The organism is Bacillus cereus group sp. MYBK216-1 (assembly GCF_051916495.1).
Classification (GTDB): Bacteria; Bacillota; Bacilli; order Bacillales; family Bacillaceae_G; genus Bacillus_A; species Bacillus_A thuringiensis_K.
In genome coordinates this window covers 763,468-779,344 of the sequence record NZ_JBQAGT010000002.1, presented here as the reverse complement: position 1 = coordinate 779,344, position 15,877 = coordinate 763,468, and the positions used below count along the sequence as shown (strand labels likewise).

The following is a 15,877-nucleotide window of genomic DNA, read 5'->3' as shown; positions in this document are numbered from 1 at the left end:
GGAAAAATAAATAAAAGATGGAGTTAGCCCCATCTTTTTCCGAAAAATGAATATGTATAAATTTCTTCTCCTTGAACAAAGAAATCCTCGTACTTTCCGCCTCGTTTTAAATAATTTGAAGTACTTTCATCAATCGATTGAAACTGTAAATTTTGGATTTCTTTCGTTACTTTTGCAGATGTAAAATTCCCTCGGAGTCTAGGTACAATTTGGCTATTTATACTAAATTTATTAAATAAAATAAATGAACTTAATAAATAACAATTGTGTTTAAAAAGGGAATTTAATTCGTGCAATAAAAACTCCTCATGTTCAAAACTATAATTACTTGTACCTGATTGATCGATTACAATATCAACAGAATTACTCTGAATAGGTATGTTTAGAAAATCGGCACAAATAAATACAATATTTCTTTTCGCATTTCTTCTCTCAATTAAATCTTTTAAAAGTAAAAGTTTATTCAAATCTCGATCAACAGCAATATATAAACACTCTTCTGGTAGTTCTTCATAAATATTTCGTAAAAAGAACCCAATACCAGATCCTAAATCAAGTAGTATTTTTTCATTTAAATCTAGTTGCATTAGTTTCTTTTTCGCCCATTCTCCTCCTCTTTGAACATTTTCCAAAAAAGCAGTATCAGTTTCATGGATATAATCCGAAATAGAATATTCAAGTGATGTCTTTTCATACGCTTTCAATGAGTTGTCAGCTGTTAAAACCCCTGAAATAATCGCGTATTCTTCACCACAATTACAAATTAACTTTCCCTCAATAATTTGATTTTTATTGATAAAGCCATCTTCAAGAATTAAATTTCCGTTACACTTAACACATTTAAATAAATGGAGTACTTTTAAATCTACCCCTAAAATTGAACTCGAAATTTCAGTTTCTATAGATAAATTATGTAACGCTTCCTTTAATTTATCTTTTCGTTCCTCTAAGGTCTTTATTTCTTGTTCAATCTTTTCATATTTTACTTTAAATAAAGACTGATAAAAAATATCCTTTTCATAGTCTAAAGATTTCCCTAAATTTTTATAAAGAAACAGTTCTTTAATTTCATTCAAGCTAAACCCTAGCCATTTGTACTCTAATATAAGTTCTATATCCTTTTGACAATACTCGTCAAAAAAATAGTGACTTCCTTTTTTCTCAGGAATAACAAGTCCAAGGTCCATATAATGTCTAATCGTATCTATACTTACATTATTTACTTCTGCAAACTTACTGATTTTCATCCTAATCACAACCATTTATATATTTGTTTATACATACTTCTTTATTATTTTAAGAAATCCTTTCATCGCCCTATGCAAAATTATTTATACTATGAAAAAGTTGTAATTAATTTTAGGGTTCCGCCACATACCCATTAAGCTAAACTTATATAAGTTTAGCTACTCCTTTTTCATTGAGTTGAAAATATTTAAGGTTACGTACTTTTATTGTAGAGGACTTGTACTACGCGTTCATATCAATTTTATAGACGTTTAGGATTTTGTTTTATGGGAAGCATTCTTGCTGTGGAATCGGGATTATAAATATAGATGAACGTGATTCAAATCAAAAAAAGGTACTCCTAAAAGTACCTTTTTTACTATTCTATATGTGCGAACGCTTTCAAAATTATTGGATATAAATTGACGTACGCATTGTATTAAATGGTGCATTTATAGATGTCTTTTGGTACTCAAAGGTTCCTTGTTGGTGTCCAGAAGCATCCCATTTATAATACCAGCCAACGATTGGTCTTCCCCCAATTATAGTGGAATCAATGCTTTTTACATTAGAACCATTCATTTTAGCAAATGGGTTTTGGCCATAGCCCATTTCTTTCGTTGTAATATATAAATATTTTCCCCCGTGGTTACGCGATGTGCTGAAGCTGTTCTGATTAATTGTTTCTACCCCGCCTAGCTCAGATTCTACTTGTACGACGTTTAGTGAAGTAAGTGGTGCTGCTGGTCCAGCTGAAGCTTCTGTTGCCATTCCTAATCCGACGAACGCTGTGATTGCTAACGATGAAATCCCTAGTGCTGCTTTTTTAAACATAAAAAACATCCCCTTCCATCTATTGTTTTCTCTTTCAGTGTCAATATAATCCTAATAATATTATATGTAAATAGATTGTAACTGTAGAAATAAAAGAAAGAAGATTCTGATTTATTGACATTAAAAAATATGACTTCAACTTTTTTCGTTAAAGATAGTCATCAATCTCTAACTACCTAATGATCTCAAATAAATGCTATTCAAGCCATTTTAAGAGGTACAAAAGACCTTATAGTATAATAAGGTCTTTCCCGACACTATGAAAAAACCCGTGAATTATTCACGGGTTTTACTTTAATAACTAATTGCAATTGTACCTTCACCTGCATGAACCGCAAATGAAATTGGTAATGGATATAATTTGAAATTCATTTCAGGGAATGCTTGTCTAATATCTGCAATCCATTCTTCAGCTCCAGCTTTATCGTTAGCATGGAACATGTGAAGTACTTTTGGTAATTCTTTTTCAAGTTCATTTTTAATATATTCTCGACATTTTTGGATTTTACGAACTTTCTTTTCAAGTAAAAGCTCTCCACCTTTTACTTCTAATATTAAGTTGACACTTAATAAACTTCCAAGTAAAAATTGAATACCCTTTACACGGCCACTTGCATATAGACCTTTTAAACTCTTTGGAAATACATGAAAAGGTCTTCTTTTTTCATCTACTAATGTTTTGTGTATATCTTGTAAAGTCATACCATCATTGTATAACGATTTCGCTTTTCTAATTAGTTCATCCATTGGATAACTTGTTGTTTCACTGTCTAATACCGTCAACGGAAAACCTGCCATTTCTGCAGCTAACTTCATATTTTGATAGGTTCCACTTACTTTTCCGCTAATAGCAACTGCAAATCCCTCTTCATATTCTTCTTTGCATTTCGAAAATAACTCTACCATTTCCCCTATGTTAGGCTGTGATGTAGTGACAGTTTTACCTTCGTTCAAAGCGTTATAAACGCGCTCACGCACACCTTCTTCACAATCTTTGTACGACACACCATCAATAATAACTTCAATTGGGATAACAAAGTTATCTCCTTCTGTTTTAAAACTCGCAGTTGTACTATCAGTAATCCAAGCAACACGCTTCATGTTGTTCCTCCCTTAATTCAATTCCTCTTTTCTGACTTTTCTATATATTTATGTTACGAAAAGAGAATATCCCTGTAATAGTAACAGGACTTTATTGTTTTGGCTATAGTAGATGCATATTAATTGTGACTATTTCTTGTCTATTTCACAAATAAAAAAGAAAATCAAGGAATTTGCTCGATTTTCTTCTTATCATATACTATTTAAAGGTTTCATTATCTAAAATTACAACATAATCATTCGTTAATCGGCCAGCTTCTTTAGTATAACTAACAAGCCTTTGTATATTATCACAGCAAATTTTTGCTCCCCATACGAGTAACGGTACACCAATAAAGTCGATATGGAACCTTCTAGAAAACAGCCCACCGAAAGTCATTGGTAAAGGTACGGTTGGTGATGTATTAGAAAAAATAATTTTTTCATGACTTTGATAATGTTTTTGCAAGATTTCTCCTAAATGCTTCATCGCAGGTACAACAACTTTTGATGCGCCGCATCCAATCGTATATACAGGATGACCATGTTCATCGATCCCATGAAAAATAATTTTTCCCATATCTTCTGTTTTCAATTTATTAAAGTAATCTACATTCAAAATTTCTTCTTTCGTTAATTTGCGATCCGTTGGTAGTTTATTTAAATGATACGCTGCAGCTAGTGAGGTAGTATGTGTTCCACCAAAATCTGTGTAAATGTATATCATATTATCATCCCTTGTTGTAAAAGTTCAATGTTAATTAGTATTACCGTTCACAGTGTCGTTAAACACAGGATGAATTTATTTTCAATGTCATTTATTAATAAATTCCAGATTACTACCATCATTTTTTTCTGACTTTCGAATATTGAATTTAGTAGATAGTTTTAAAAGTATTTTATAAATACAATATCCAAAAATAGAACCTAGAACATTACAGATCACATCATCAATATCAGTAATACGTCCCACTCCACTAAATAAAGACTGAATTAATTGTAACAATTCAATACTAGCTGATATAGAAAATCCTAATAAAATTGTATTTTTGAATTTCTTATATTTATCCCATAGGATTGGTGCTAAAAATCCTAAAGGCATTAATAATAAAATATTTCCGCCTACATTTCTTACAATTAGACCAATCATAAATAGGGCATCTCCATCATAAGCACTACCAATTTGATTGATGTCTTTAATAATTGATGCAAATGGTATTATATTGACCGAGCGATTCAAATTTTCAAGATTAGAAGGAAAACCGATTGGTAAAGGGAATAAAGTTACTGCAACAACCATGCAAATGTAGACCACGAATAAAAAACTTATTATTTCTTTCCACCAAATCACATGTTTTTTATTTTTGGTAACAATTAATATTCCACGTACAATTAAATAACAAATAACCCCTAAAATAATAAACAAACTACCGTTGATCATATACAAATTACTAACACATCCTTTCATATAAATTAATAGTTATAATTTACAACTATATAGTAATGTTTTTTAATTTAAAAATCCATATAATCATATGTAATTGTGCAGAATTACAAAAACCCTTTATTTACTAAATAAAGGGTTACTCATTAACTAAAATACTTTTCAAAACAGAAACAGTCATAAACCCGTTTAAATTGTTTTCGTATCTCTTCTTTTATATCCATATAATTAAAAAGCTCTTTCGATTTCTGTCAATAATTTTTCAGGCCCTGAACATTTATTTGAAACAATAACCAATGTAATGCCTAAGTCTGGATATACAGCCGAGCGAAAACTCACGCCTGGGTCATAACCCATAACATGGTATTTAAAAATGTTGTTTTCTTGTGTTTCAATCCATATTCCATATCCGTACGACTGTTTATCATTTACTTGAATGTGGGGAGTTAAAAGTAATTTTGTATATTCCTTTCCTAAAATTTCATTATTAAATAGGGCCGCCCAAAATTTCAGCATGTCTGGTGCAGTAACATATGCACCTCCATCAGCTCCTCCTTTTATCGGTATAGAGTAGGCGTTTGTTCTCCAATTTTGGTTGGTTTCGTCCTTTATATATCCTAGAGCTGTATGTCTTGGTAATCTATCTAACGAAAAATAGCCAGAATCATTCATGCCAATCGAATTAAAAATGTTCTTTTCTATATACTCCGTAAATTTAAGTCCCGTCTGTTCTTCTATTATTAATCCAAGTATGATAAAACCTGCATTGTTGTAGTGAAACTTAGTTCCAGGTGCAAACATCATATTACTTTTTTGGAATAATGGTAAAAAGTCTTTTAAGCTCTTTAATAGATACATAGGTGTTTGTTTCCAAAGATCTTCGAAGTTATCCATAATACTTTCATCAAAATAATCTGGTATACCAGCGCTATGCATTAGTAGTTGATGTATTGTAATATCTTCATCGAAGTTTGAAAATTTTATCTCTAGACAATCTTTTAATTTTGTATGAAAAGAAATAAAACCTTTTTCAACAAGTTGACAGATGCCAATTGCAGTGAAAATTTTACATCCTGAGGCAATGCCAAATCTTGTTTGTATCGTATTGTTTATACATTCACTTTGGTTTGCGTAACCCAAAGCTTTTTCATAGACTAAGTCTTTTTCTTTTTGTACTAAAACTACCCCTGAGAAATTTATTTTCTTTTGTATTTCTTTTACAATTTTATCAATTTCATCTTTTGTTTTTATCACGACAACCACCCTTATCTTTCGGTATTGTTCTTTCCCCTTATTGATTTTTCCATATAAAGGGGAAAGAACCCTTTTATTAAATACGATAAATTGTTAATGAGAACACAAAGTTCATTTCGAATTTATCCCGCTATTTGTGGGCAGTAAGACCCCCATCTCAAAATTCAGCGAAAGCAAAGAAGTTAAGTGGGGACCCTGCTGCCCGTAAAAGCCCGATTGGTGAGGGCTGATAATCAGTGGGGGATGCCCCCTGATTAAAGTTTCACTTTATTGATTCAGTAGAATACAACTTAGATTGTGATGGGAATAAAGTAAACACACACAAGACGACAGTAATAAATAACATAATCAATGAACCTACAATAATTACAAGTTGTATAGAAATGAACTGAGTCACAACACCAGATAATATTGTAATAAAGATTGTTACTATCGCAATAACAAGTCCATATATACTCCCAATCCGTCCCATCATATGAACAGGGATATTATTTTGGTAAAATGTATAAAATCCTGTATTTGCATATGCCATTGAAAAAGATAAAATAAAGAATCCAATAGCAGCTATTAAAAATACATTTGAAAAAGCATAAATTAAATAACCAATTGCAATAAATAATGATCCTATTCCAATTAGAAATGAAGGTGCTAATTTCTTTGATAAAATTGTATTTGTTATGGCACCTAAAATAAATCCTGCACCAGCTATACTAACTAGAAAACCGTATTCACTATCTGTTAGTAGTAATACCTCTTTCGCAAACGATAGTTCAAGTGAATCAGTAGCAGTCGCTAATACGAACATACTTTGAAATAAGAAATACACACATACGACATACACATGTTTTCTACTAAAATTTATAACAGTGTTCCAATCTTTTATTAATACTGTAAGGGATAATGTATTACTAGTTGTATCCGAATCTTTTTTCTTATCAAGATTAGGTAAAAGTAATGTAATGAATCCTGATAAGAGAAATGCTATAGCATTTATATATATAGCAAACTCTGGTGTACTCGCAATTAATAAAATCCCTGCTATCGCCGGACCAATTAAAAATGCACCAGATCCTATTAAACTACGTAATGAGTTGAAACGTTGTCTTTGTTCTACCGGAATTAATTTCTTCATATACGTCATAGCAGTTGGCTCATAAATTGCACTGGCCATACTTATAAAGAATACAAATACATAAACAATCCAAAGTGACGGAAGTAAAGGTAAAATAGCGATAAATAACGCACGATATATATCGAGGTGAATCATTAATTTCCGTTTATTTAAACGATCAATCATACTCCCAGACCAAGCGTTTGTAAATAAAGTGGCTAATGGTTTTATTACATATAAAGCAGCAACAGCTAAGGCTGAGCCGCCCATATGATAGACAAGTACATTCAGTGCTATTAAGTAAATCCATGCCCCTAAATTCGCAATACCAACTCCGGACAATAGTAATAAAGGATATTTCCAATCTTTAAGTAAGTTTTTCATTTTTTGGCCCCCGCTTTCCAAATTGTTTTACAACAATAAAAAAATCCCACCCCCAAGACTTTTAATCTTAGGGACGAGATTTATCATCGCGGTGCCACCCTAGTTTGTTAATATGTCACCATATTAACCTTATCAGGTACTGCATTCTAACTCATGCTTATACCATAGCTCTATAACGGGAGCTCCCGTCACACCATCCCCTAATAATAGGTTCCGATGCGCTGCTCAGAGGCTTGGTTCAATAAAGAATTTTTACTCCTTTTCAGCTAAATGGAGCTCTCTGTGAAAAATTCATTTTATTTACTCTTCTCTTCACTGCATTTGATTTTTCCCATATTATCACAATTATTTTTAACTGTAAATAAAAAATAATCAGATATTTATATTTTCGTCATTTTTGCTTTACGACCAATTCGACATACGAAACGCATTAGCTTTTTATGAAGATAAGGAAATAAAGTAAAGAATACGTCCATCGTTTTTTTTAATGGCATTGGACAAATTACTAATTTATTTTTATGAATAGCTTTCAGTGCAATTTCAGCAAACTTGTCAGCTGAAATTGGCTTATTTGTTTTTAGTTGTTTTATAATTTGATTCTTATTCATATTAATTGCAATTGATTTTTCAAATATGGGTGTATCTACAAAAGTTGGACAAAGCACACTTACATTTACACCGTATTCTTCCGCCTCATAATGTAATGAAGTTGTTAAACCTACGATAGCATGTTTGGTTGTTGCATACGCGGTACAAAGGGGAGCTGGTCCTAAACCAGTTGCAGAAGCAGTATTAATGATATGACCAAATCCTTGTTTTTTCATGAATTGGTAAGCCAATTGTGTTCCGTAAATTACTCCTAATAAATTTATTTCAATAATATGTTTCCAATCACCCAAAGACATATCGTATACTTCTCCATACATAGCAATTCCTGCATTATTAAACATATAATCAATTCTACCAAACTCACTAACTATTTTTATAATAAGTTTTTCTACGGATTCAGCGTTAGTAACATCTAAATATTCGAACCTAGCTAGTTGATTATTATTTTTTATATTATTCACAAGGTTCTGGCCACAGACTTCATTAATATCAGCGATAATTACAAATATATCTTTATTTGCTAATTGAATGGCTAAAGCTTTACCAATACCAGAAGCGCCGCCAGTTATAATTGCGACTCTTTGCTCATCCATATAAATAACCTCCTGTTGTTTATACATATAATGAAAACGGACGAGTGTAAGAATTTGAACAATCGTTCTAATTCGCTTGTAACGCTACACATGTTTGTTTGTAATAGAGAGTAAAAAAATTGTAATGGTTTTATCAAATAAAGCTTCTAATTTCTCTGTTTCAATTGAATGAATGAATTGACATAAACCACCAAGCCATGAAGCTAATAAAAGACTGGAGTCCTCAACATTTTCTATATAAAATTCGCCACTTTGTATACCTTCATCCAAAATTTTATGATATGCCTTTAAAGGGATAGCAGCTAAACCATAAAGCTGTCTTACTGTAGAAGGATTCGTGCTCGGATCAGAGGCAAGCTCTTGCCCTGCCCTTAATAACGGCGTTTTGTAATTATAAAGTACAAATTTAGCCATTCCATATAATTTCCCAGTGGAATTTACATACTGTTTTTCTACTATTTTCCATTTATCGTGCCAGTTTCTCATACTGTCTTTAGCTAAATAAACAAATAATTCTTCTTTATTTTTATAATGATAATATATATGTCCTTTACTATAACCAGAGGCTTTCGCAATGTTATCAATTGAGGTCCTTGTATACCCTTTTAAGGAAAATAACTCTATCGCTTTCTCTGCTATTATTTCTTTGGCTAAATCGCTATCATATCGTCTTTTATTCAATGTAGACTCCTTCTGTCGTTTAATATAAAAAAATTGAACAATCGTTCTAATTTCAATATATGTAAGTTTTTTTGTTTTAGTAACTGTTAAAAATCTTATTTATTATTTTCTTAAAAAATACGGTGCGTGAAATTACTCATAAATTTTTAAAAAAGAACCTATTGGATATAGGTTCTTCAACAAGTTTGAATTAATTCGTATTCGCCTCTGTTAACGGTTGTAACGGCGGTTCTAATTCTAGTTCTAGTGTATCTCCTTCTTGTAAATCTTGTCCTTTTTCAATACTTTGGCTCGTTACATAACCTGTACCAGAAGTTTTCAAATCTAATTTCAAAAGCTTAGAGAAATACATAACATCACGCATGGACCAACCTTTTACATTTGGCATTTGTGCGTTATTCCCTAATAAAAATATACGATCACCTTCACTCATTACCTCGCCAGACTGTGGATATTGTTTTATTATTTTTCCTTCTCCTAAAATTACCGGCTGTAGCTTCTCTTTTTCTACACTTTTCTCTGTTGTACCCATCGATTGATTTACATAATTTTGTACTTTTAGTTGAGATTGCTTCGTTGCATCAGCTATTTGTTTGTCTGTATACGGTTTCACCTTTAAATATTCAAGGCTGTTTTTTATAACAGGTTTAAATATTTCAGCAAGAGGCTGAGCTCCATACTCATCTCCTTTTAACTTTGGCTGCTTAATAGCTAAGTATACGATTAACTCCGGATCATCAATTGGAGCCATTCCTAAAAAGGAGAAAATGTAATTCTCTTTCCCTTCCATATATCGGCCGTTTTCAGGATTCGGTATTTGTGCTGTTCCTGTCTTACCTCCAATTGGATAACCATCCACTTTATACATTGTACCAGTTCCTTTTGAAGATGTTATAACACGCTCCATTAAGCTTCTAACCTTGTCCGCTGTTTCTTTTTTTATCGGATTCCCAATTTCTTTCGGTTGATTTTCCATAATAACTTCTTTGTTTGTTGGATTTACAACTTTATCAACAATATATGGTTGCATCATTTTCCCTTCATTTGCTATAGCAGTAGCCGCCTGGATTAATTGAATTGGAGTTACTGTAGAACCTTGACCGAAAGAAGTTGTAACCTGTTGAATTTGCGTATTTAATAATAAAGTATTTTTACTTTCTCCAGGTAAATCTATTCCTGTTTTTTGATTGAATCCAAATTTATTCATATATTGCTTAAATTTATTTGGTTTCAGTAACTGATCTTCTAAAATAGAAAAAGCTACGTTTGATGACCTTTCAAAACCTTCATCAAATGTAATTGATCCCCATCCAAATCCACCATTATGGTCTTTTATATCAGAGGAACCAACGGAATATTTTCCAGATTGAAAATATTCTTTTCCGTTATATACACCTTCATTAATGGCAGCTGCTAACGTAAAAACTTTCATTGTTGAACCTGGTTCATATGCATTTGCAATCGGGTCATTTAAAAAGTATTCGATATCACCTACATTAGGATTGTAACTAGGTTTACTAGACATCGCTAAAACCTTTCCTGTTTTTGGATCAGCAATAATGCCAATTAACATAGAAGGATCATAATGTTCTTGCGCTTTGTTCATCGCTTCTTCTAAAAAACTATTAATTTGTTTATCAAGCGTTAAATATACGTTATTCCCATTTTTAGCTGGTTCTACTTTACCTATATCATTTGTAAGCGGAATTCCCCTTCGTGTACCCACATATTCTATATTCCCGTTTGTAGAGCGCAAATATTTATCCAAACTCTTTTCAAGCCCAAACTTCCCTTCCGTATTCCCTTTATCATCTGGTCTAGCAAAACCAAGTATATAGGATGCAAAGTCTTCATTCGGATACACTCTTGCTTTTTCCGACATAAAAGATACACCTGGTATTTTTAAATCATTAATTTTTTCCTTCTTTTCCCTAGATAAGTTCCGACCAATTTTCCCAATTTCAACTTGCGTACGCCCTTCATGAAAGTTTTTTAATACTTCTTCTTTATCAATTTCAAGCGCATCGGCTAATTGTTGTGCGGTTTCATCTTTATTTTTCACTTTATCTTTTCCTTTTAAATTCACAACAACTCGATACGTTGTAGAATCTTGTACTAACACCTTTCCGGTTTGATCATAGATAGTGCCACGATTCGCTTCTAAAACACCTTTTTTATTATGTTGTTCATTCGCGAGATCCTTTACATTCACATTATGCACGACTCCTACTGCCTGAATATAGAATATACGCAAAATCATAATAAGAAACAAAACAATAAAAGCAATCATCATATATCGAGCGCCTTTATTCGTTTGGAGTTTTTGCATACTTATCTCCTCTCTTTTGGAATGGATTCGTACGAAGATCCGTTTTAAAATTTGTAGTTTTTGTTTGCGATACTATATGTTTCGAAGTTTTCTTTTTAATTCCTTTAAAACAATGCAAAACTAACTGTTGTTATTTTGCGTCATTATTTTATATATTGTAAATATGGTGCGTGAAATTTCAGAATATTAATTAGTACAACTTGATTACAGAGCACTCTAAACTCTTTTCGTATTTCCTATAAAAAATTCCCCTCTGGATGTCCAAAGGGGAATTTTTTATAGGAAAATTATGCGATATGGTTATATTTCGCTAAGAAAGGAATTCGTCTCGCTACTAATGCATACATTTTGAATACAAGTTTCGCTATTGGTTCAAACATACGTGTACTTTGCATTACTAAAGCGCTCGTAATAAGTGTTAAGAATGCTGCACCAAGTATATCTAAAGGATAATGAACACCTACGTACATACGTGATATACCGACTAGTACTGCCCATAATAGCGCGATATATTTCAGTTTTTCTCCTCTAAGAATAAATACGAAGGCGATTGAAAATACAAGTACAGAATGATCACTAACGAATGATGAATCTGCTGCGTGTGGTACTAATTGGTGTACATCATGTGATACGAACGGGCGCGGATGGTAATATACCGCGTGTATAAGAACATTTACTACTAATGCAATAATAACCGAAAGCGTCGTATATAAAACTGTATATTGTTTTCTAATTGCCTTCTCTTTCTTTCCATTATTAAACCATAAGATAAACATAAATAGAACGGCTACGTATGCAGCGCTATTTGTAATAGCAATCATTAACGTATCTAATAGTTTGGATGAATCAGCAAAATTATTAAACCACTGAAATACTGTGTAATTCATTAAACTCTCTCCTTACATACAAGTGTTCTTGATTTACACAGTATACAATACCATTATGAAAATAGGCTTAAACTTTTTTCATCTAATTCTCATTTTACTATTACTCATGCGACAATTATAAAACAAATTTTATACGCTATTTATGTATAAAACCGGTAAGCCTTTATAATAAGGCGGTTCGTATTTTTTCATGTTTGAAATACATAACATATTCATTTAAATATACTAATTGTAAAATCATATTTTTTAATTCATTTGAAGTACAATATTTCCGAATTGTTCCCCATGTTCCATACGGCTTAGTGCTCGAATTGCTTCTTCTAACGAGTAAACCTTATCAATAATTGGTTTAATTTGATATTTTTCAATAAACTTTATCATCTCATTAAATTCCTCACGGCTACCCATGGATGTTCCCATAATATCAATTTGATTATAAAATAATGCGCGTAATGGTAATTCAATTGTATCTCCTGAGCTTGCACCAAAATTCACGATTCTTCCATTTGGTTTTAATACATCAAAATATTTCAAGAAAGTTGCCGGGCCTATACTATCTATTATTAAATCTACTTTTTTACCTTGTAAGCTCTCTTCCCAATTTCCGGTACTATTAAAAGAAATATCTGCACCATATTTTTCAGCATGTTCCCTTTTATTCTCTACCCTTGAGGTAACACTCACTTTAGCACCAATTGCTTTCGCGAATAACATGGCAAATGTAGCAACACCACCGCCTATTCCCGGAATTAAAACATGTTCACCGCACTTCAATCTACCCTTTGTAAAAAGTGCTCTATATGCAGTTAGTGCGGATAAAGATAAAACACCTGATTCTTCCCAAGTAAGATATGCCGGCTTTTCTACTACATTTTCAGCCGGTACAATTACATATTCAGCAAACGTTCCACCTTTCGGTCCACCTAGCACTTCCGGTAACTCTGGTACTTCAGTAGCATGTTCCCATCCAATACTAGGATTAATAATAACTTCTGTATGTAGTGTAATATTTGAAACTCCTTCTCCTATTTCTGTAACAATTCCTGATCCATCTGACCCTATTACTAATGGTAGATCCATTTCTTTTCTATTATTTATAATAAATAAATCCCTATGATTTAATCCTGCAGCTTTTAACTTGACTTTTACTTCACCTGCATTAGGACTTATCTCAGGTAGAAATTTATATTCTAATCCCTCTAATCCTTTTTCATATTGATGTACAATAGCTTTCATTGCTTAATTCCCCCTTAATATTTCCAATGTACTAGAAATATCAAAATAAATAAAATAGTTTGCCTCCAATAATTAGAAATTATATATTTTGACATGAAAAAATCCCCCTCCCTATAAAAAGTATAGGAAGGGGTTTCAAAACTAGTTAGATAGGAATCTATAAATTCATTGAGTTCTAGCCAATTCTAATATTTTTCGAATAAACGGCGCTTTTGCCTTTGTATATGAAACACGATCAAAAGCATATGTAATAGCAAGCCTCTCTTTTAATTCTCTATATTCTTTACGTGCCCATTCATGGCTTATTAGAAAGTCACGAAATAAAATATTGTTTCTCCACTCATCACTATTATAAATATAAATATGCAAATGATGAGTACCCGCTCTCCATTTTCCCTTTCTAAAAAAACGCCAATTCGTTGCATCTTTTGGAACATACTCATATCCAATTTCCGATAGAACTTCAATCCAGTTTTCAGTAATTTGTAAGTCTGTTACGCCAATCATCATATCAATAAGAGGTTTAGCTCCTAATCCTTCTACTGCTGAGCTTCCTATATGTTCAACGGCAATTATTTCTTGTCCTAACAAGGAACAGAATTTCTCTTTTTCTTTTATATACTCTTCAACCCAGTCTTTTTGATATGCTTTAATAACAATTTGTTGATCCATTGTATTCACCTCTTTATAAGTGTTTATCATTATATTTATAAATTTTTATATTATTAGCATAGGATTTCCATAAAATATGTCGAATAGTGGAATGTACAACTTAATTATATTAAATGTGAGGTAATATATGAAAGAAAATTCCGTGGAAATTCAGTTAAATAACGTAACATTCCAATTAAAAGAATATCATAATTTTGATTGGCTTATTAAATTAGGGACCGTATTTGCAGTTTTTGACCAGCAAGACTCAGGTAATATAAGTTTTGGTGTAGAAAAAGATGGGCATAAGAAATTTATTAAATACGCAGGAGCACAAACAATTGCATTTGAAGGAACAACGGGTCACGCTATTAAAAGGCTAAAAAATTCAGTTACTATCTATGAAGATTTAAAGCATGAATCGCTCATAAGACTAATTGATCATTTTCCAGTTCAATCTGGATATGTATTAATTTTCGATTGGTTTGATGGTGAATGTCTTCATTCGCATTGGAGTTTCCCACCTCCTGAGAAATATAAAAATCCAAACTCTCCATTTTATAAATTTAGACATTTATCTGCTATAGAACGAATTCATTCCTTACATTCCATTTTTTCTTTCCATACTTATGTAGAAAAGAAAAACTATGTAGCAATAGATTTTTATGACGGTAGTATTTTATATAATTTTAATACAAACGAAACAAAAATTTGTGATATAGATTTATACAGTAAGAAACCTTACATAAATAAAGTGGGCCGGCTATGGGGTTCCTCCCGTTTTATGTCACCAGAGGAATTTGAATTAAACGCAACAATCGATGAAAGAACAAATGTATTTAATATGGGAGCAATGGCTTTCTCACTTTTAGGCGGTGAAAAAGATCGTTCTTTTATAAAATGGGAAGCAAGTAAGGAATTATATGAGGTAGCGTATCGTGCTGTAAATAAAAATCGTGCAGAACGTTATGCATCAGTTACAGCATTTTACGAAGCGTGGTTAAAAGCAGCTAACGCAGAAAAGATATAACCCTAAATTATTAAAAGAAATATAGAGTTTATACTATACTTGTTTTGTTTTCTTTGCTATTGCAAACTTCAAAAAAGCTGCAAGTAGGAGGAGGAGCGGTATTCCCTGAATAAAGAGAAATCCTCCAAAAAAATCAAGCGTAGTGCTATATGGAGAGTCTGTTGCCATCACACCTATAAATAAAGCCATTGGACTTGTGAGTAGATTTATCCCTAAACAGATCATTATCAATGATAGGTTTTTAGCCTTAATTTTTGATGAACCAGACAAGAAAAATAAAAATATCGCAGTACCAAATATAAGAAACAGTGTTACATAAAAACTTACCATAATATCCCTCCATGAATATAATTGTACCATTAGCAAGGACAAATTTGAATAAATGGGATATTTATGTAAGTCAGATATAGTGTCTCTTTATCAGTGGTAAGAAAAGAGTGGATCCCTACTCTCTCACAAGGAATCCACTCTTTCTATTTCTACAACTCTATTTATATACGTTCCTCTTTTTGTCCTTACGTGAACTG

15 protein-coding genes, 1 pseudogene and 1 other annotated feature are annotated in these 15,877 nt (G+C 32.0%); of the genes and pseudogenes, 1 reads left to right on the top strand and 15 read right to left on the bottom strand.

Features of this window, described 5'->3' with window-relative positions:
- Window positions 1–23: 23 nt before the first annotated feature.
- From ACTFRH_RS09450 to ACTFRH_RS09385, 14 genes and pseudogenes are all read right to left on the bottom strand, one after another.
- Window positions 24–1,247, bottom strand: coding sequence for a methyltransferase domain-containing protein (locus ACTFRH_RS09450; protein WP_000703275.1), 1,224 nt, complete (start codon window positions 1,245–1,247; stop codon window positions 24–26).
- Window positions 1,248–1,635: 388 nt separating this feature from the next.
- The gene (locus tag ACTFRH_RS09445; RefSeq protein WP_000472916.1) at window positions 1,636–2,061 is read right to left on the bottom strand and encodes a DUF4879 domain-containing protein; all 426 of its coding nucleotides are present in this window, start codon (window positions 2,059–2,061) and stop codon (window positions 1,636–1,638) included.
- A gap of 294 nt (window positions 2,062–2,355) precedes the next feature.
- Window positions 2,356–3,162: a DegV family protein gene (locus ACTFRH_RS09440; RefSeq protein WP_000831931.1), complete on the bottom strand. Its 807-nt coding sequence runs from the start codon at window positions 3,160–3,162 to the stop codon at window positions 2,356–2,358.
- 199 nt (window positions 3,163–3,361) lie between these two features.
- Window positions 3,362–3,868 carry a DUF3189 family protein gene (locus ACTFRH_RS09435; protein ID WP_000639421.1) on the bottom strand — a complete coding sequence of 169 codons (507 nt, stop codon included), beginning with the start codon at window positions 3,866–3,868 and terminating at the stop codon, window positions 3,362–3,364.
- Window positions 3,869–3,955: 87 nt separating this feature from the next.
- Window positions 3,956–4,588: a VanZ family protein gene (locus ACTFRH_RS09430; RefSeq protein ID WP_000281845.1), complete on the bottom strand. Its 633-nt coding sequence runs from the start codon at window positions 4,586–4,588 to the stop codon at window positions 3,956–3,958.
- A 143-nt stretch (window positions 4,589–4,731) separates the two neighbouring features.
- Window positions 4,732–4,800 (bottom strand): annotated as a pseudogene (locus ACTFRH_RS09425) (GNAT family N-acetyltransferase); the annotation flags it as partial.
- Between the two features lie 13 nt (window positions 4,801–4,813).
- Window positions 4,814–5,839, bottom strand: coding sequence for a serine hydrolase domain-containing protein (locus tag ACTFRH_RS09420; RefSeq protein WP_000598052.1), 1,026 nt, complete (start codon window positions 5,837–5,839; stop codon window positions 4,814–4,816).
- A 262-nt stretch (window positions 5,840–6,101) separates the two neighbouring features.
- A complete protein-coding gene (locus ACTFRH_RS09415) occupies window positions 6,102–7,334 on the bottom strand; it encodes an MFS transporter (protein WP_000793321.1) in 1,233 nt (410 codons plus the stop codon).
- Window positions 7,335–7,400: 66 nt separating this feature from the next.
- Window positions 7,401–7,659: a binding site (T-box leader), on the bottom strand.
- Window positions 7,660–7,714: 55 nt separating this feature from the next.
- On the bottom strand, window positions 7,715–8,536 hold the full coding sequence (locus tag ACTFRH_RS09410) for an SDR family NAD(P)-dependent oxidoreductase (RefSeq protein ID WP_000344378.1): 822 nt from the start codon (window positions 8,534–8,536) through the stop codon (window positions 7,715–7,717).
- An 84-nt stretch (window positions 8,537–8,620) separates the two neighbouring features.
- The gene (locus ACTFRH_RS09405; protein ID WP_001042677.1) at window positions 8,621–9,217 is read right to left on the bottom strand and encodes a TetR/AcrR family transcriptional regulator; all 597 of its coding nucleotides are present in this window, start codon (window positions 9,215–9,217) and stop codon (window positions 8,621–8,623) included.
- A gap of 190 nt (window positions 9,218–9,407) precedes the next feature.
- A complete protein-coding gene (locus tag ACTFRH_RS09400; RefSeq protein WP_001170950.1) occupies window positions 9,408–11,546 on the bottom strand; it encodes a penicillin-binding protein in 2,139 nt (712 codons plus the stop codon).
- 287 nt (window positions 11,547–11,833) lie between these two features.
- A complete protein-coding gene (locus tag ACTFRH_RS09395) occupies window positions 11,834–12,433 on the bottom strand; it encodes an undecaprenyl-diphosphatase (protein ID WP_001110128.1) in 600 nt (199 codons plus the stop codon).
- Between the two features lie 246 nt (window positions 12,434–12,679).
- A complete protein-coding gene (locus tag ACTFRH_RS09390) occupies window positions 12,680–13,669 on the bottom strand; it encodes a zinc-binding dehydrogenase (RefSeq protein ID WP_000644509.1) in 990 nt (329 codons plus the stop codon).
- Between the two features lie 165 nt (window positions 13,670–13,834).
- Window positions 13,835–14,341 carry a GrpB family protein gene (locus tag ACTFRH_RS09385; RefSeq protein WP_000372676.1) on the bottom strand — a complete coding sequence of 169 codons (507 nt, stop codon included), beginning with the start codon at window positions 14,339–14,341 and terminating at the stop codon, window positions 13,835–13,837.
- A gap of 127 nt (window positions 14,342–14,468) precedes the next feature.
- Here ACTFRH_RS09385 and ACTFRH_RS09380 point away from each other — a divergent pair, with 127 nt between their 5' ends.
- Entirely contained in the window at window positions 14,469–15,350 is an 882-nt protein-coding gene (locus tag ACTFRH_RS09380; RefSeq protein WP_000662485.1) for a protein kinase domain-containing protein, read from the top strand.
- Between the two features lie 33 nt (window positions 15,351–15,383).
- On the opposite strand, the gene ACTFRH_RS09375 is transcribed toward ACTFRH_RS09380, so the two are convergent.
- A complete protein-coding gene (locus ACTFRH_RS09375) occupies window positions 15,384–15,680 on the bottom strand; it encodes a hypothetical protein (protein WP_000253418.1) in 297 nt (98 codons plus the stop codon).
- Window positions 15,681–15,877 lie beyond the last annotated feature (197 nt).